Source organism: Sphingobacterium sp. HMA12 (assembly GCF_002933815.1).
Lineage (GTDB): Bacteria > Bacteroidota > Bacteroidia > Sphingobacteriales > Sphingobacteriaceae > Sphingobacterium.
Window position 1 is genome coordinate 88,376 of the sequence record NZ_BEYR01000008.1, and the last position, 16,130, is coordinate 104,505.

General features: G+C 38.3%; 17 protein-coding genes. 11 read left to right on the forward strand and 6 right to left on the reverse strand.

Annotation, left to right across the window (positions count from 1 at the left end; translation table 11 throughout):
- Positions 1-467: 467 nt before the first annotated feature.
- Positions 468-1,049 (forward strand): C40 family peptidase, encoded by a 582-nt coding sequence (locus HMAT_RS25675; RefSeq protein ID WP_104385695.1) that lies wholly within the window; start codon positions 468-470, stop codon positions 1,047-1,049.
- A 105-nt stretch (positions 1,050-1,154) separates the two neighbouring features.
- Positions 1,155-1,667, forward strand: coding sequence for a phosphoribosyltransferase family protein (locus tag HMAT_RS25680; protein ID WP_104385696.1), 513 nt, complete (start codon positions 1,155-1,157; stop codon positions 1,665-1,667).
- 8 nt (positions 1,668-1,675) lie between these two features.
- Here HMAT_RS25680 and HMAT_RS25685 read toward each other — a convergent pair whose 3' ends face one another.
- The 5 genes from HMAT_RS25685 to HMAT_RS25705 form a co-directional block, all read right to left on the reverse strand.
- Entirely contained in the window at positions 1,676-3,142 is a 1,467-nt protein-coding gene (locus HMAT_RS25685) for a LysM peptidoglycan-binding domain-containing protein (protein WP_104385697.1), read from the reverse strand.
- A gap of 183 nt (positions 3,143-3,325) precedes the next feature.
- Positions 3,326-3,523, reverse strand: coding sequence for a twin-arginine translocase TatA/TatE family subunit (gene tatA, locus HMAT_RS25690; protein WP_046671996.1), 198 nt, complete (start codon positions 3,521-3,523; stop codon positions 3,326-3,328).
- 93 nt (positions 3,524-3,616) lie between these two features.
- Entirely contained in the window at positions 3,617-4,930 is a 1,314-nt protein-coding gene (locus HMAT_RS25695; RefSeq protein ID WP_104385698.1) for a murein hydrolase activator EnvC, read from the reverse strand.
- A 108-nt stretch (positions 4,931-5,038) separates the two neighbouring features.
- Complete coding sequence (locus HMAT_RS25700; RefSeq protein WP_104385699.1) at positions 5,039-5,842, reverse strand: DUF4292 domain-containing protein; 804 nt, start codon at positions 5,840-5,842, stop codon at positions 5,039-5,041.
- Positions 5,832-7,553 (reverse strand): hypothetical protein, encoded by a 1,722-nt coding sequence (locus tag HMAT_RS25705; RefSeq protein ID WP_104385700.1) that lies wholly within the window; start codon positions 7,551-7,553, stop codon positions 5,832-5,834. The genes HMAT_RS25700 and HMAT_RS25705 overlap by 11 nt, the downstream gene beginning before the upstream one ends.
- Positions 7,554-7,788: 235 nt before the next feature.
- On the opposite strand from HMAT_RS25705, the gene rplM reads away from it, so the two are divergent.
- From rplM to HMAT_RS25735, 6 genes are all read left to right on the forward strand, one after another.
- Positions 7,789-8,232, forward strand: a complete 444-nt coding sequence (rplM, locus tag HMAT_RS25710) for a 50S ribosomal protein L13 (RefSeq protein WP_077437655.1) — start codon at positions 7,789-7,791, stop codon at positions 8,230-8,232.
- An 11-nt stretch (positions 8,233-8,243) separates the two neighbouring features.
- On the forward strand, positions 8,244-8,630 hold the full coding sequence (rpsI, locus tag HMAT_RS25715; RefSeq protein ID WP_104385701.1) for a 30S ribosomal protein S9: 387 nt from the start codon (positions 8,244-8,246) through the stop codon (positions 8,628-8,630).
- An 18-nt stretch (positions 8,631-8,648) separates the two neighbouring features.
- Positions 8,649-9,446: a 30S ribosomal protein S2 gene (rpsB, locus tag HMAT_RS25720; protein ID WP_104385702.1), complete on the forward strand. Its 798-nt coding sequence runs from the start codon at positions 8,649-8,651 to the stop codon at positions 9,444-9,446.
- 198 nt (positions 9,447-9,644) lie between these two features.
- On the forward strand, positions 9,645-10,481 hold the full coding sequence (gene tsf / locus HMAT_RS25725) for a translation elongation factor Ts (protein WP_104385703.1): 837 nt from the start codon (positions 9,645-9,647) through the stop codon (positions 10,479-10,481).
- A gap of 211 nt (positions 10,482-10,692) precedes the next feature.
- Positions 10,693-11,556, forward strand: a complete 864-nt coding sequence (locus HMAT_RS25730) for an SDR family oxidoreductase (protein WP_104385768.1) — start codon at positions 10,693-10,695, stop codon at positions 11,554-11,556.
- A 251-nt stretch (positions 11,557-11,807) separates the two neighbouring features.
- Positions 11,808-12,632 carry an AraC family transcriptional regulator gene (locus HMAT_RS25735; protein ID WP_104385704.1) on the forward strand — a complete coding sequence of 275 codons (825 nt, stop codon included), beginning with the start codon at positions 11,808-11,810 and terminating at the stop codon, positions 12,630-12,632.
- On the opposite strand, the gene HMAT_RS25740 is transcribed toward HMAT_RS25735, so the two are convergent.
- The gene (locus tag HMAT_RS25740; RefSeq protein ID WP_104385705.1) at positions 12,629-12,889 is read right to left on the reverse strand and encodes a hypothetical protein; all 261 of its coding nucleotides are present in this window, start codon (positions 12,887-12,889) and stop codon (positions 12,629-12,631) included. The genes HMAT_RS25735 and HMAT_RS25740 overlap by 4 nt on opposite strands.
- A 205-nt stretch (positions 12,890-13,094) precedes the next feature.
- On the opposite strand from HMAT_RS25740, the gene HMAT_RS25745 reads away from it, so the two are divergent.
- The 3 genes from HMAT_RS25745 (at position 13,095) to HMAT_RS25755 (ending at position 16,090) form a co-directional block, all read left to right on the forward strand.
- Positions 13,095-13,484 (forward strand): hypothetical protein, encoded by a 390-nt coding sequence (locus HMAT_RS25745; protein ID WP_104385706.1) that lies wholly within the window; start codon positions 13,095-13,097, stop codon positions 13,482-13,484.
- Positions 13,485-13,632: 148 nt separating this feature from the next.
- A complete protein-coding gene (locus HMAT_RS25750) occupies positions 13,633-14,409 on the forward strand; it encodes an ABC transporter ATP-binding protein (RefSeq protein WP_104385707.1) in 777 nt (258 codons plus the stop codon).
- A 1-nt stretch (position 14,410) separates the two neighbouring features.
- Entirely contained in the window at positions 14,411-16,090 is a 1,680-nt protein-coding gene (locus tag HMAT_RS25755) for a hypothetical protein (protein ID WP_104385708.1), read from the forward strand.
- Positions 16,091-16,130: the final 40 nt, after the last annotated feature.

The following is a 16,130-nucleotide window of genomic DNA, read 5'->3' on the forward strand; positions in this document are numbered from 1 at the left end:
GGAAAGCGCTTCGAAATATTGTGTCTACAATTATATACAATGAAACTACTTCCTCCTAAGTTTTATCCCGGTGGTAATAATAATCGTTGTAATAATTGTGTTTGTGTTCATTGTTATTGCTTATGTGTGGTAAATATAGAACAAATATTATCACATTCCTAAAGAAAATTAATATTTTTTTTCAGATTCACAAAAACAAGGCTTAAAGAATAATATTCTAACATAAGCCGGTTATTTTATATGAACCGAGACCATACTTGGTTGTAGTAAAAGCTCGACAGACCGATTAAATTTCAATCTGTCCAAAAAGCGTTAAGAAAGATGTTAAAATTGTTAAAATTTCGTTAAATAGCTTTAAAAAAATTTGACCTTAAACTGATATTGTATTATATTCGCAACAGTGCTGTCCAAAATAGATGACAGTATTGAATTTTTAAAAGTTAAATGTTGTACAAAAAAGCGATTTAATGAAAACAAAGAAATTTATAGCGTCAATGCTATTTATCGGCTTATGTCTAGTGTCGCAGGCACAAACCAACAGAAACTCCAAACCAGAATCAGATCCTGATAACCTCGCCAAAGAATACTTCTCGCAAATCATGGGTGTTGCAGTCTCCGCAACCACCAATACAAAACTTTATCAATTTGTATACGAATGGCTAGGTACTCCATACCGTTTGGGCGGAGATTCAAAACGAGGCATTGATTGTTCTAAATTTTCTTACGAATTATATGACAAGGTATTTAATACTTCTTTAGGTTACAACAGCCGTAATCAATATTCGCAAGTAAAGACTGTAGAAAAGAATGAATTGAAAGCAGGTGATTTGGTATTCTTCAAAATCAGAAGCAGAAGCATCACTCATGTGGGCGTATATATTGGTGATAATAAGTTTGCTCATGCTTCGTCTAGCAAGGGTGTTATGATCAGCAACTTGGACGAGCCTTATTGGAGACGCTACTATTATAATGGCGGCCGTTTACCAGAAGATCATAAATCGCTCACTGCCGAAATATTGAAAGCAGAAAAAGATAATAAACTGAATTAAGGATTCGGTTATCGAGATACAAAAGTCCAAAGCTTTAAACGGCTTTGGGCTTTTTTTATACAATTTAATATCCTATTTTTACCCTATAATCATTGAAATACTATTATGTCTTCAAAGAAAACGCTCATCTTAAATAAAGAACAAATAAAACAGAAGTCTATCCGTATTGCCTATCAGATTTTAGAAGACAATTTTGAAGACGAAACACTTGTTTTGGTTGGGATCGCCGATCGGGGTTATGTATTTGCACAGCGCCTTCAGGCGATATTAAAAGATATTTCAGACAAGGAAATTCTTTTGATTAAAGTTACCATGAAGAAAACAAGCCGGTCATTGAGTGCGGGCACGGATTTACCTGTTGACATGGCAAAAGACAAAACGATCATCCTGGTTGATGATGTATTAAATAGTGGCAGAGCGCTGGCTTATGGTTTGGGCGTATTTCTGAATGTTCCATTGAAGAAGATGAGAACAGCTGTACTGATTGATAGGAGCCACCACAAGTTCCCGATCTTTAGTGACTATTATGGCACTAAATTATCTACGATCCTAAAAGAACATGTGACAGTTACCCTCGAAGAATTTGATAACGAAGAAGATGCAGCATGGTTGGTATAACCATGTTGCTATTTCTTTGACACTTTCAATTTCATTCCCGGCTTAATCCGGCTCCCGTTCAGATCATTATCACTTTTCAAGCGGCTAACAGATAAACCATTCTTATCAGCAATCTGAGATAAGGTGTCCCCTTTTTTTACAACATAATATGCTGTACGCGTAGAAGCACGTTGTTGACTCTTCTTAACTGATTTCTCAGCATTGTGTGCTAATTTTGTATTGATATAATTATCTTCTTTCTTGATTGTTAGATTTTGCCCCGGTACAATTTGATTTCCACGTAGGTTATTCCATGATTTTATATCCTGAACAGTAACTTCAAACTTTTCAGCGATCGATGCAAATGTCTCCCCTACTTTCACGCGATATTTTCCATCTTTTAAAAGCTCCGCAGATTCGTTAACACTGGTATTAGCCGTTACCGCAGCCGGGATAGGCGTATTAAGCGCAGCGTAAAGCTCCTCAGTTGCTATTTTCTTATCCACGACAGGTAGAATCAGTCTTAAGGGTGCTTCTTCTGTACCATTTAAAATATTCTTTTTGAAACTGGGATTTAGTGCGCGGAGCGTTTCTTTGGATACATGCAGAGCCTCTGCTACCTGGCTTAAAGAAATCCGCTTGTTGACGTCAAGTGCCTGGGTTCGCAAAGAAAGCTCGGTGTCAGCGGCATCTATATTATTTTCTTCCGCATATTTCATCGCATACGTCATCGCGATAAATTTGGGAATATAGTTTTGAGTTTGTTGAGTAAGATAGGGTGCGATATCCCAAAAGGTAGGCTTTTCTTTTCCAGAACGTTGAATGGCCCTCCCAACAGCACCTTTACCACCATTGTATGACGCGATCGCCAAAAGCCAGTCACCATATTCGTCATAAGCTTCCTTTAAGATTTTCGCGATGGCATAACTGGATGCAATAGGATCCATTCGCTGGTCTGTATAGCTATCCACAGTCAGGTTGTAGGTCTTTGCTTCATAATACATCAGCTGCCACAACCCTGTAGCACCAGCACTCGAAATATCCCGAGGGTTCAACGATGATTCGACCACACTTAGGTATTTCAGTTCTCGTGGTACACCAACTTCATCCAGAATACGATCAAACATCGGAAAGTAATACTGCCCAAGTCCCATCATTCTACACATATATGGATTGTAATTATCAGAGGTGTATTTAGAGATCAGATCTTTTACCCTGGGGGAGTAATTTAAAGGGACCTCTCGTTCAATTGCCTTAAGTTTCCGGACAAGCTGTATTTCTTCGTCAGTAATCACAGAATCATCATTCCGGCTATTCCCTGAAGATTTAACACTGTCTAAGTATTGGTAAATCTCCTGTTTTTCTTTTTCAATCCTTCCTTGGATGATTTGATGCGTGGCTTCTCTCATGCCTTCCACAGCGCTTTCTTGAGCCATGAGTGGTAGCACATAGCATACCCCTCCTAGTATTGAAATTAACGTCTGTTTTCCGATCATAAATTTACTGTTAAATCCAGGTTTGATTTCTCTTCTTAAAAAATCAACAATAATCTAAACGTCTAGAAATGGATTTTAGTATAAAAATGGTTTGGCCTATTCAGCTATAGGTCCGAGGTAAAACAAAATACGATTTTGTTCAGCACAAAATCGTATCTCTGTTATATGGAAGAACAATCTTCCTTATTTATTATCTTCTACTTCAGATTTCTTTTCTGGGGAAGACTCATCTTTCTGGCCTTCTTTAAATTCCTTCACTCCTTTGCCCAATCCGCGCATCAATTCAGGAATCTTCTTACCACCAAATAATAGTAACAATATTACTACAATGACAATTAACTCCTGCCCCCCGATTCCCATGATTAATAATGATGTTGACATAACTATAATTTCTTGTTTTTCAATTCTTTTAAACTAAATCTGTTCTCTCTCCTTACAAATGTAATGATAATTATTAAATATAGTAATTATTTCTTATCTCGCCAACCAGGACATCGGATTCAACGGCGTTGATCCCTGATAAACAGAGAAGTCCACCATAGGCACGCCTGTATCTGAATCCACATCCGCTGTACCGATCGTTTGACCTGTACTGACCTTTTGCCCCTTCGAAACGCTTACACTACCTAAGTTATTATATACGGTAAAGTATTCACCGTGTTTGATCATCACAATACGTTGTCCATACATTGTCAACACGCTACTTACCTCACCTGCAAAAACAGCTTTTACGGCAGCTCCGCTGGATGTTTGAATTTTCACGGACTCGTGATCCCAGTTCACATTTCTACCCACGCTTTCCCCACCAAAGCCTTGCATAACTTTCGCATTGGAAACCGGCCACGGCAAGCTACCACGATTGGATCTAAAATCATTGGAAAGTTTGATTGCTTCCGGTGTACTACGTAAGACTTCAGAATCTGATTTTCGTGCAGTATTACTACTTTTCGTGTTCGTATTGTTTTTACCTTTCGATGCATTTGCAGACTCATTTGCTTTGCGATTACGTTCAGCTGCGGCTTCTGCTGCGCGACGAGCGGCTTCTGCACGTCTTCGCTCAGCTTCAATTTCCCTACGGATGATTTCCTTAATTGCGGCATTGATACGACGTTCTTCTTTCTGTTTCTGCGTAATATCTTTCTTCACCCCTCGCTCTGTAACAATTAGCTCACTCAATTGCCCTGAATAAACAGAACGCTGCTCAGAAATTGTCCTCTTCTCACTTTCCTGTTCTTTCATCAGTGCCACCTGTTTATTTCGGTCAGCCTGCAATTGCGCAATTTTTTGTTCGATCTGTTTCTTGGTATTCTCGATGTCAGCAGCTTTTAATTTTCTTGAATCGTTAAATTGCTGCAAATATTTTACACGTCTAAATCCTTGATTAAAATCCTTCGAAGCAAAAATAAACATCAACTTATTATAAGCATTGCGGTTACGAAAAGCAAACATGATCATCTTTTCATAATCACGTTTCATTTTTTCCAGTTCAGCCTTCAATTTGTTGACTGCGGCAGTATTCGCATTGATGTGTTTATTGATGACAGCAACTTCAGAAGTAATTGTATTTATCTTTTGTTCACGTAGGTTGATCTGTTTACTCAAGGCCGTCACTTGCTGTTGTGTCAATGACTTCTCCTTGGCTATTTCTTTAACGGTATTCTGCAATTCAGCAATTTCACGATTGAGTTTTTCCCGTTGCTTTTCCAGTTCGGCTCTCGTCTGCGCAGCAGAAATACCAATCATCAAAATGAATGCTATTATACCAAATATCGTCTTCTTAAAGTTCATTTACAGTACTATTTATTTCGTATTTGCTCCCTTCCCAACCCCATTATATTCATCTACACTAGCAAACTAAATGCGAAAGTAATAAATCTAATGGAAATAGATAACTTCTTATCGGATTACTTTATATCGCGATGACACTGAAAAAGGCATTTCAACAGGTTCATTAAACGTCACCTTATTAAAATTAATTTCTGTTTTTATCTCCTGCCGGCCATCTGAAATAATCATTTTTAACAGCATCGGAAATTCCTGACCGGAGGCCATTGCATAATCACCATAGTTTGCTTCGAGCAACTGTTTCTTCGACAACTGTGACAGCCGGAACTGGTAAGGTCGATTATTGTTGTTCAGTTTATATAGAAAATCAAGCTCATTCAATTTTCCGTCTAATTGTACAGAATTCGGATCCTGCTGAAAGTTCACCGCATCAATATCTGACAAGAGGTTAACTGAAAGATTAGCCAATAATAAATCCTGTAGATTAGCAAAAGTAAGATCTGGACTGGCGAAACGATATAAGTAGTCAAATGGTTTGACCATATATTCGCTCTGAAACTTATTCAGGATCTGCACACTATCTGGTGTTATTAACACACGGGCGACTTCGATCCCAAGAGTTGCTGATATAGAAATCCAGATTTTTTTGTCCTTTTCAATCCGGATATTAGAGGTGACATCGAAGTTATCCTTGCCAAGGTCGAGACGCATTTTTGCTTTTCCTGAAAAGGTCGAGTAATTTAAATTGGTCAAAAAGAGATTACGCAAAGTTGTTTTCTTTGCCTCGCGTGTATTGTCTTTGATGACCAGCTCATTCTCTGATTTGAGATCCGCTTCTTTCAGCAGTTTCTTTTTCGAGCTACAGGAAGAAAGCAGCAGTACCAGAATACCTACCCAAACAATTTTATTCCACATAACTTTTAGTCTCAATCTTCTTTTTTAGTTTCTGTTTACTTTCTTCAGAATCCGATCCCTTTTCCAGTGCCAGATTCCATTGCTTGACCGCTTCTGTTGTCTTACCGAGCTTAACCAGAATATCTCCATAATGTTCCAGTAAAACCGCAGTCTGCGGATTTGTATTTTTCAGTGCCTTTTGAATCCAGACTAACGCATCCTCATATTTACCGTCGACAAATAAGACCCAGGCATAAGTATCCTCAAATGTCCCGTTATTGGGCTGCATTGCGGTAGCCATAGCAGCGTACTTTGTCGCTTCATCAAGCCGTTCTTTTCTTAACGATAAATAGTACGCTAAATTGTTCATGACAGTCACATTTGTGCTATCCAATCGAATCGCTTCCATATAAGCTGCATCCGATTCTTTATACATTTTCAATGTATTGTAGATATCCCCCAGTCCACCATAGATATTGGCTTGTAAAAAAGGGGTTTCATCCTGGGCATTATTTAATGCAGCCTCCATAAACTTGCGGCTATTCTCTGTATCTTTTTTCATCAGATAGGCCATGCTGGTGAAATAGAGTATGGTTGGATTGTTAGCCACATAATGTAGAGCTTCTCCGCCATGAGCGATGGCTTGGTCAAATTCGCCCTTATCCATATCCAGGCTCATTAACATCCGCCAAGCGTCGATCTGATAAGGATTCATACTTACAGCAACAGCCAACGAACTTTGTGCTGCCGTCTTATCTTCATTTAGCCACAATACCTGTCCTTTGGCCATATGACTTTCAGCTATTCGCGGATGGACCTCAACTAAGATATTAGCCAGTTCCAAAAGTTGCGCGTTTGTATACGGGCTTTTGGGCCCCAACAAAGTCATGATGATTCTATTTTTATCACCAAAATCAATCTTTTTAGATTGAAAACCTTTTTTTAAGGCATCGAATGATAATTTGATTTTTTTATCAAAGCGGTACAGATTCGCTAAATCAAAATAAAGAAAATCTTCCTGTGAAGTCTCAATTCCTTTATTGATATACGCTAAGGCAAGTTTTGAATTTTTGGAAAGATTATAAGCCTGTGCCAATTGCCCATAGACTTGAGCCAGTTTCGTTCCATTGTCAGCCCAGGGTTTTAAAAGACCGATCACAGCCTTATAGTCACCAGCATCATTCAACAGGACACTGCCGACCATATCCAATGTATCAGAAGCAACTTCAATTTCTTTTGTTTTATAAAAGTACTCCAATGCGACGTCTTTATAGCCACCGTTAAAAAGGAGCATAATACGTTCGCGTTTCAATGAAGCTGTATTATTATCATCCAGGTCGATCAGTTTATCTAAATAGATCAATGCGCTATCTGCATCATTTTTGCTTTTAAAGGCATCCACGGCAAAGCTCAGGTACTCGGGTTTCGGTTGAATTTCTAACGCGGCTTTTATTGCATCGATCGCACCATCCTGATTTCTCATTTGGGCAAAAAGGATCGCTTTTGTAAAATAGATATCATCTGCTTGGGGATAATCTGCGAGTATAGCATCCAATGAATCCACACCGGGACCGATTTTCCCTTGCTTTAATATCTCCTGTACATTTTTGAGTCGTGCATCATAAGGCCTACTTTTTTTCTCCAATGATTGCGCTTGCAATAAACTGAAGGTACCAAAGAGAAATCCAACAAAACCTAAAACAACGCGTTTATCTAAAAAATTCAATCTCATCTACTTCCACTAAATAATTAAAAATTCTTCCTGCAATATACTAACTAATGTAACAATATTCATTCGCGTAAGTTGTAAAAATATTGAGATTAGCCCAGTCCACAAGAAACTTGGCTCGTTTTCAACAAAATAAGTAAAATAGATTTTAAAATATAGAATAATAGATGTACCTTTGCAGACCCTTGTGATAAGGGGAAGATAAATAAAATTTTACAAATTATTTAAACAAAAGCAAGTGAATACGTTAAGTTACAAAACTGTCTCTGCCAACAAGAACACCGTTAACAAAGAGTGGATCGTTGTTGACGCTGAAGGAGAGATTTTGGGGCGTTTGGCGAGCAACATCGCGAAGGTAATTCGTGGTAAGCACAAGCCTACATTCACCCCACACGTAGACTGTGGAGATAACGTTATTGTTATCAATGCAGACAAAATTAGATTGACAGGAAACAAATTAGGCGACAAAGTTTACGTACGCTACACTGGATACCCAGGTGGTCAACGTTTCGTTTCTCCTAAAGAGTTAATGGCTAAATTCCCAGAGCGCATCATTGAAAAAGCTGTTCGCGGTATGCTTCCTAAAAACCGTTTAGGTCGTCAATTGTTTAAGAACCTTTACGTTTATGCTGGTACTGAGCACAAGCATGAAGCACAAAATCCAAAACCAGTTAAATTTTAAGGAGAATCGACATGTCAACAACTAACACTTCAGGAAGAAGAAAAACTGCTGTTGCCCGCATTTACTTAACTGCTGGTAGCGGAAACATTGTTATAAACGGTAAAGACTACAAAGAGTATTTCCCAACATTACCTTTGCAATACATCGCAACACAATCTTTGAACGTAGCTGGTGAATTAGCAAACTTTGATGTAAAAGTAAACGTTAACGGAGGTGGTATTAAAGGTCAAGCAGAAGCTGTTCGCCTAGCGATCTCAAAAGCTTTGGTTGAGCTTAACCCAGAAGTTAAACCTGCATTACGCGCTAAAGGTTTAGTAACACGTGATGACCGTATGGTTGAGCGTAAGAAACCAGGACGTCGTAAAGCTCGTAGAAGATTCCAATTCAGTAAACGTTAATCAAAGGAGGATCAAAAAATGGCAAGAACTACTTATCAAGATTTATTGGATGCAGGTGTGCACTTTGGTCACCTTACACGTAAATGGGATCCGAAAATGGCTAAGTACATTTTCATGGAGCGCAACGGTATCCACATCATTGACTTGAACAAAACTCTTACGAAATTAGAAGAAGCTGCTTCAGCTATCAAACAAATCGTAAAATCAGGTCGTAAAGTTTTATTCGTAGCAACGAAAAAACAAGCAAAAGAAATCATCGCACAACAAGCTAAAGAGGTTAACATGCCTTTCGTTACTGAGCGTTGGTTAGGTGGTATGCTTACAAACTTCGCTACAGTTCGTAAGTCTATCAAAAAAATGTCTAACATTGACAAAATGCAAAAAGACGGTACTTATGATGTATTGTCTAAAAAAGAAAAGTTAATGATTCAACGTGAGCGTATCAAATTAGAAAACCTTTTAGGAGGTATCGCTGATTTGAACCGTTTGCCAGCTGCTTTATTCATCATCGATGTGAAAAAAGAACACATCGCTGTTTCTGAAGCAATGAAATTGAACATCCCTACTTTCGCGATGGTAGATACAAACTCTGATCCTTCAAACATTGATTTCCCAATCCCTGCAAATGATGACGCTAGTAAATCTATTAGCTTAATCGCAAGCATTATTGGTCAAGCAATCCAAGAAGGTTTGGACGAGCGCAAACGCGATAAAGAAGAAGAAGCTGAAAAAGATGCTGCTGCTGCTAAAGCAAAAGTTGACAATAGTGAAGCTTCAGAAGCTAAACGTCCTCGCAAAGCGAAAGACGGAGAATAATATTTTTATTCCAAACCGGATAGCGTAGCGTTAGTTTCTGGAAAAGATTACTTTTCTTGAACTAGCCTATCTGTCCGGTTTTTTGGTTTAACAGCACTGGATTATCAAGGAATGTTAAACTTCATATTAGCTTAACATGTTTTAAGTTAATATTGTACAAAATTTTCAGTAGTAAACAATAATAAAAAAGAAATAAACATGTCAGTACAAATTTCTGCATCAGATGTAAACAAATTGCGTCAACAAACTGGCGCTGGTATGATGGATTGTAAAAAAGCTTTGGTTGAGTCTAATGGTGACTTCGAAGCTGCTGTAGATTACTTGCGTAAAAAAGGTGCTAAAGTAGCTGCTAGCCGTCAGGATCGCGACTCTAACGAAGGCGTTATCATCGCTAAAGCAACTGCTGATGGTAAATCAGGTATCGTAGTTGAAGTAAACTGTGAAACTGACTTCGTAGCGAAAAACTCAGATTTCGTAGCTTTCGCAGAAAAAATCGCAGACCTAGCGTTAAACAACAAACCAGCTTCTTTAGAAGAACTAAAAGGTTTGGAACTTGATGGCAAGAAAATCGCTGATGCTTTGATCGAGCAAACTGGTGTAATCGGAGAGAAAATTGATGTTTCTAAATATGAAACAGTCTCTGCAGAGAAAGTAATCGCTTATATCCACGGTAACTACCGCTTAGGTGTATTGGTAGGTCTTTCTGCTGATGCAGCTGGTGCTGAAGAAGCTGGTAAAGATGTTGCAATGCAAATTGCAGCGATGAACCCTATTGCAATTGATAAAGATGGTGTTGATCAAAACACAATCGAGCGTGAAATCGCTATCGCGAAAGAACAAATCATTGCAGAAGGAAAACCAGCAGATATGGCTGAGAAAATCGCTCAAGGTAAATTGAACAAATTCTTCAAAGACACGACTTTGTTGAACCAAGAATTTGTAAAAGATTCTTCTAAAAATATCGCTCAATTCTTAGATTCAGTTTCTAAAGGATTGACTGTAACTGCTTTCAAACGCGTACAATTAGGCGCATAAGCCAGTTCCCTTTCTAGCAATAGATCGGAAAAATAAAAACAGGGATTATTCACATAATAGTCCCTGTTTTTATATATAAATCCCCCCTTATTACCCATCTCCTTATCATTTGTTATCAGCCTTTCGTGTTTCCCTGTCTTTTAGCTACCGCTTTTTTTTTCATTCAAATTTATGTAACTTAAATTATATAAAAATGAAATAAGATATGGGCATGCTAAAAGAAGATTCACTAAAAGGCAAACGCATTTTAATTACCGGCGGCGGTACCGGGCTAGGAAAAGCGATGACTGATTATTTCTTGGAATTAGGCGCTTCCTGCCTGATAAGCAGTCGAAAGGATGATGTGATTCAACATACAGCAAGGGAATTGTCAAACAAACATCAAGGCAAATGCCTCGCTATAGCCGGCGATGTACGGAATTATGAGGATGTTGAACGTGTAGTTGCTTATGGATATGAACAACTGGGCGGTATAGACATCTTAATCAACAACGCTGCAGGAAACTTTATATCCCCCACCGAACGCCTGAGTCATCGTGCCTTTGAGTCCGTCATTGGAATCGTTCTTCAGGGAAGTATAAATTATACATTGGCGCTGGGCAAACGCTGGATCGAAAATAAGGATCAAAACAAAACTGTGCTCAGTATTGTGACCACCTATGCCTGGACGGGTTCAGGGTACGTTGTTCCTTCGGCTACAGCCAAAGCTGGTGTATTAGCCATGACAAGATCTCTTGCTGTCGAATGGGGTAAAAAAGGAATACGTTTAAACGCTATTGCACCAGGCCCATTTCAAACTTCCGGCGCCATGGAACGCCTACTTCCGGGAGAGTTGGGTGAACTCTTATCGCCGACTAAACGGATACCCCTCGGTCGTGTAGGTCAATTAGACGAGCTGGCAAATCTCGCAGCTTATCTTGTGTCCGACTATTCAAGCTACATCAATGGTGATGTCATAACAATAGATGGTGGAGAATGGTTAAAAGGCGCAGGAGAATTTAATGGTCTGGATATTATTCCCGAAGAACAATGGGACAACATTGAGCAAATGACGCGAAACGCAAAAAGTACCTAGTGATTCCCCTGTTTGAAAAATCCATTGTTTTTCTGTAAAATTAACGGAAGTAAAGCCAAAATAACGATATTTGGCTATTCGATTCAGCTGGATATACAGAATATATTGGCATACTTTAGACAGCTAATCCCCTTCGCGGACCCTGTTTAGCAATAAAGCTGTTCGCGCGATAATTGCCAGCTATTCCAACAAAAGAATATCACGGCATTCTGATTCATCAACAATTATAAAATAAAATTTACCTACGTCTAATGAGTTTATCCTTCTTACCCGAAAAAATCAAAAATAAACAAAAGATCAATCTGGACGACCTAGGTTTTGATTTTGCCTTGGTCTATATCTCGGAAGGCGTTTTGGTATCGAAAAATACTGGGGCTAAATTTCTTAAAGAAAATTTACTTTTCCTGAATACTGGTTCAGAAATGCTTGAAAGCAAAAAAGATTCAAGTGTATTTATTTTATATTTTTCAAACCACTATTTTAAAGACCTGCACCATATACAGCAAAATTTTTGTCTGTCTCACAATCCGCAGCATATTTTCAATTCGGAGACATTACTAAATAAAAGCCTCTCCCTAAAAAAAGAAAATCGCAAGTTAATTGAAAAAGTCTTGTCGCTGATTTATCAGCAGGCAGAATCTGAAGATGCTGCAACTTCTACATTTATCTTTCATCAAGTGATGTCACTGTTTGCATTCATTGAAAATATATTAAAGGAACTGAACCTACTGATCAATGAGTCCCGCGAAATGTCTGAGGAAATAGAGGCCTATATTCAACAGAATATCTATTTCCCAGACAAACTTCAAATTAAAAATATAGCAGATCATTTTCAGATTTCAGCCAATTATTTCGGTGCTTTTTTTAAGAAAAGACGGCAGAAAAGTTACAAATTATACATTGATGATATCCGTATCCAACTTATTGAAGACCGGTTAGCGTCCAGCCAATACACGATGAAACAGATTGTAGATGAATTGGGCTTTAATGACGAAAGCCACCTCACTAACTTTTATAAGAAAAAACGAAATACAACCCCAAGCGCTTATAAAAGATTGAAGAAAGGGTCTGGCTAATGATCAAGCTGAATGATCCCATTGAGGTCATTGTTCAATGATCGTTGTATTGCCTCGTCTAAAATCAATATCTTCTGGCCTTGAACTGTATGCCCTTCCCCGCTATTGGTATTTGCCTGCGCAGAATTGAACGACTCCAATTTCATGGGAAAATAAATTGGGTTCTCATCTTCCGAACGCCCGATAGTCAACAGGATATTATACCCCTGTAGACGCAAACTCTGTAATGTCTGATAATTTAAACGCTTGAAAATCATAGTGGCCAAGATTTACTGTTTTTAATAAAACATTATTGTTCTCAATTTGTTTGCATTACCAAGATAAATATTATGCTTTTATGGCAGTTACTTCAACGATATTCACAGAGGTAAAAAAACAACACATTTCCCCAATTATCAGCAATAATTTTTAAAACTTTTTATCTTCCAACCTGTTTTATTACTGTAGATAAATCAGAGGATTATGGCTGGCACAGAACACAAAAAAACAAAGGGAAAAGTCGAATCAGATTACCCGGATTCAGAGCAAAACTTAGCTTATAACGAAGAGCTGGAAAGTTATGAACTGGATGTAGATGATAATGATCCAGATTATGACCATCCTGCCAATTATGATACACTATCCGAAGGAGCGATAGACGATGATTCCAGTTATGACGATTCCAACCCTTTTGTAGGCGATGAGTATGCAGATCGCGAAGATTTGGAAGAAGAGGATCTCGAGGATGCACATATGCGTATAGATACCTTCAAACATGACCGATTATCCCCTTTGGATAAAAAATTGGCCGAGAACGAAGAAGATATGCGAGAGGACCTTGATGAAGAGGGATATCCAAAAAATGACAGGTAGTTTTCCGATTATAAAGTAGTTTTGAAAGGAGTCTTAGGACTCCTTTTTTTGTAGATTACATTTTTGCAAAGAAATATGGAATTCAACATCCAAATAAGCGCGTAACTCTGTATTTTTTATGTAAGTTTATGTTGAAAGATTTAAATACATGGAAAGTACTTTACCGCTCATCCGTATTATTGACCTAAAAAAATCATACGGAACTAAAGAAATTTTAAAAGGAATCAATCTGGATATATTCCCGGGCCAGGTCATCGGCTATATAGGTCCCAATGGTGCTGGAAAATCCACGACAGTCAAGATCTTGACAGGCTTGATCGAAGACTTCACCGGCCAAGTCGAGATCAATGGTATCGATATTCAAAAAGATCCTCTTTCGATAAAATCCCAGCTCGGATACGTCCCCGAAAATGCAGAACTGTACGAAGTATTGACTCCGATGGAATACCTTGATTTTGTCGGAAAATTGTATGGTATGGAAGACGATATAATTCAAGAACGTTCCTTAAAATTATTAAGTGCATTTGGCCTGGCCGCAAATGCTATGAGTAGAATGGATACCTTTTCTAAAGGCATGCGGCAAAAAGTGCTTTTGATATCTGGCATTATTCATAACCCACAGATCATCATCCTGGATGAGCCCCTGTCCGGACTCGATGCCAACGCGGTGATCTTTGTAAAAGAACTCATATCACTGCTGGCCAAAGAAGGTAAAACTATTTTTTACTGCTCCCACATGATGGACGTCGTTGAAAAAGTTTCCGATAGAATCCTGTTGATCAATCAGGGAAGTATCATTGCCGATGGTACTATTAATGAACTGAAGTCGGATCCCAATGAATCACTTGAACACATATTCGCAAAATTAACCAATACCGACAACGATGCACTGGATGCATCTAACATCATTAGCGCTATTCAATAATATGGAAAAATTTATCTTACGATTTATTCTTCTGTTTAAGGGTATCTGGGAAAGCCTGGGTGTAAACTATACGCAGTTTAAAATTATTCTAGAAACAAAAGTTACCTTAGATAATAGAAAACCGATTACATTTAAGAAACGGAATGCCGGGAAATCCTCATCGTCCACCTCCATTATACAATTTATTATGTATATGATCATTGGCTTGATGTTCATGGTTATTCTCATCCTCATTCCAGATCGTTACTTAGCACTTTCCATTATGTTACTCTGTTTTACCAGCATGCTCAGCATTACATTGGTATCAGACTTTTCACCTATACTTTTAGACACTCGGGACCAGTACATTATTATGCCCAAGCCTGTTAGCGATAGGACAGTGGCCTTATCGCGAATAACATTTATCGCCATTAAGCTTTTCAATCAGATTATTGCATTATGCCTGCCAGTAGTGGTTTATGTCTCATTTAACTGGGATATAACAGGCATTTTTCTATTGATTCTACAACTCCTATTGAGTACACTGATTGCCCTGGTTTTCGTTAACGGGTTCTATATGATCAGCATCAAATATCTCCCCATCCAAAAATTTAAGGATATTATTGCCTATATACAGATTGGACTTTCATTGATCATTTTTCTAGCCTATTATCTTGGTCCCAATCTGATTCAAACAATCGTTGAGTCACAGCTGACAATTGAACAACTTAAATTTCTATGGATATTTCCCAGTACTTGGATCGCCTCTTTTCAGTCCTTGCTTCAGGGCAATCATAGCCTACAGTCCATTATATTTTCCCTTTTGGGCTTAGTTGTTCCTTTCTTTGGAGTCTATGCTTGTACAAAATTATTTTCCAGAGGTTTTAATGCCAAAATAGCCGCTCTAGCAAGTGGTGATACACCTTTATCTGAAACCGATCAGGCAATTTCACACACCAATACAGGACGACCATTCTATAAAAAATTGGGAGCCGGCGTATGCTCATCTCCGCTCGAAGAGGCTGGATTTAGTATTGTATGGCTTATTAGTTCAAAAACAAGAGAATTTAAACAGCAACTCTATCCCTCTTTAGCTTATCTTCCCATCTATTTTATATTCCTGTTTTTACGGACCGGCGAGGGGCTGCCATTCGCGGAGAAACTGGTCAAGTTGAGAGAATCCGGTTTATATATTATCATGTTTTATCTGTCACTGTTGACCATATTAACAGTATTTCAGCTGATCACGCAGAGCAATAAATATAAAGCAGCCTGGATTTATTATGTTGTTCCAATGGACCGTCCGGGACAATTTATGACGGGAGTACTTAAAGCCTGCCTCATTAAATATGTATTGCCATTTAACATTTTGTTTTTCTGTATTTGTGTTCCTTTATTTGGTATCAGCTCGATAAATGATCTATTGCTTTCCTCAGCAGTCGGCGGGATAGAAAGTATCCTAATCATGCTTTTTCTGGTCAAAAATTATCCTTTTTCCAAAGCGAGTCAATCCAGTTCCAAAGCGGTGGTCAATTTATTGATTTTAGGTTTGCTGGGACTTTTAGGTTATCTTCATAAAGTGATTTTTCAATACGAACTATTGGTTTGGGCTTTAGCGGCGCTTGGCTGGCTATTATTTTTTATCATGCTCAAATACCTGCAAAAAGACGATTGGAAAAGTCTCGCCTTTGACGACAACTAAGAAATTATAAGGAATACACAAGTTCCAATAAATGGAACCT

Bases quoted from the DNA above. Each gene is read 5' to 3' on its own strand.
- HMAT_RS25680 (WP_104385696.1), top strand. From the start codon at position 1,155: ATGTCTTCAAAGAAAACGCTCATCTTAAATAAAGAACAAATAAAACAG.
- HMAT_RS25735 (WP_104385704.1), top strand. From the start codon at position 11,808: ATGAGTTTATCCTTCTTACCCGAAAAAATCAAAAATAAACAAAAGATC.
- HMAT_RS25705 (WP_104385700.1), bottom strand. From the start codon at position 7,553: ATGAGATTGAATTTTTTAGATAAACGCGTTGTTTTAGGTTTTGTTGGA.
- tatA (WP_046671996.1), bottom strand. From the start codon at position 3,523: ATGTCAACATCATTATTAATCATGGGAATCGGGGGGCAGGAGTTAATT.
- HMAT_RS25675 (WP_104385695.1), top strand. From the start codon at position 468: ATGAAAACAAAGAAATTTATAGCGTCAATGCTATTTATCGGCTTATGT.
- HMAT_RS25755 (WP_104385708.1), top strand. From the start codon at position 14,411: ATGGAAAAATTTATCTTACGATTTATTCTTCTGTTTAAGGGTATCTGG.
- HMAT_RS25695 (WP_104385698.1), bottom strand. From the start codon at position 4,930: ATGAACTTTAAGAAGACGATATTTGGTATAATAGCATTCATTTTGATG.
- HMAT_RS25685 (WP_104385697.1), bottom strand. From the start codon at position 3,142: ATGATCGGAAAACAGACGTTAATTTCAATACTAGGAGGGGTATGCTAT.
- HMAT_RS25750 (WP_104385707.1), top strand. From the start codon at position 13,633: ATGGAAAGTACTTTACCGCTCATCCGTATTATTGACCTAAAAAAATCA.
- HMAT_RS25700 (WP_104385699.1), bottom strand. From the start codon at position 5,842: ATGTGGAATAAAATTGTTTGGGTAGGTATTCTGGTACTGCTGCTTTCT.
- HMAT_RS25740 (WP_104385705.1), bottom strand. From the start codon at position 12,889: ATGATTTTCAAGCGTTTAAATTATCAGACATTACAGAGTTTGCGTCTA.
- rpsB (WP_104385702.1), top strand. From the start codon at position 8,649: ATGGCAAGAACTACTTATCAAGATTTATTGGATGCAGGTGTGCACTTT.
- HMAT_RS25730 (WP_104385768.1), top strand. From the start codon at position 10,693: ATGCTAAAAGAAGATTCACTAAAAGGCAAACGCATTTTAATTACCGGC.
- HMAT_RS25745 (WP_104385706.1), top strand. From the start codon at position 13,095: ATGGCTGGCACAGAACACAAAAAAACAAAGGGAAAAGTCGAATCAGAT.
- tsf (WP_104385703.1), top strand. From the start codon at position 9,645: ATGTCAGTACAAATTTCTGCATCAGATGTAAACAAATTGCGTCAACAA.
- rpsI (WP_104385701.1), top strand. From the start codon at position 8,244: ATGTCAACAACTAACACTTCAGGAAGAAGAAAAACTGCTGTTGCCCGC.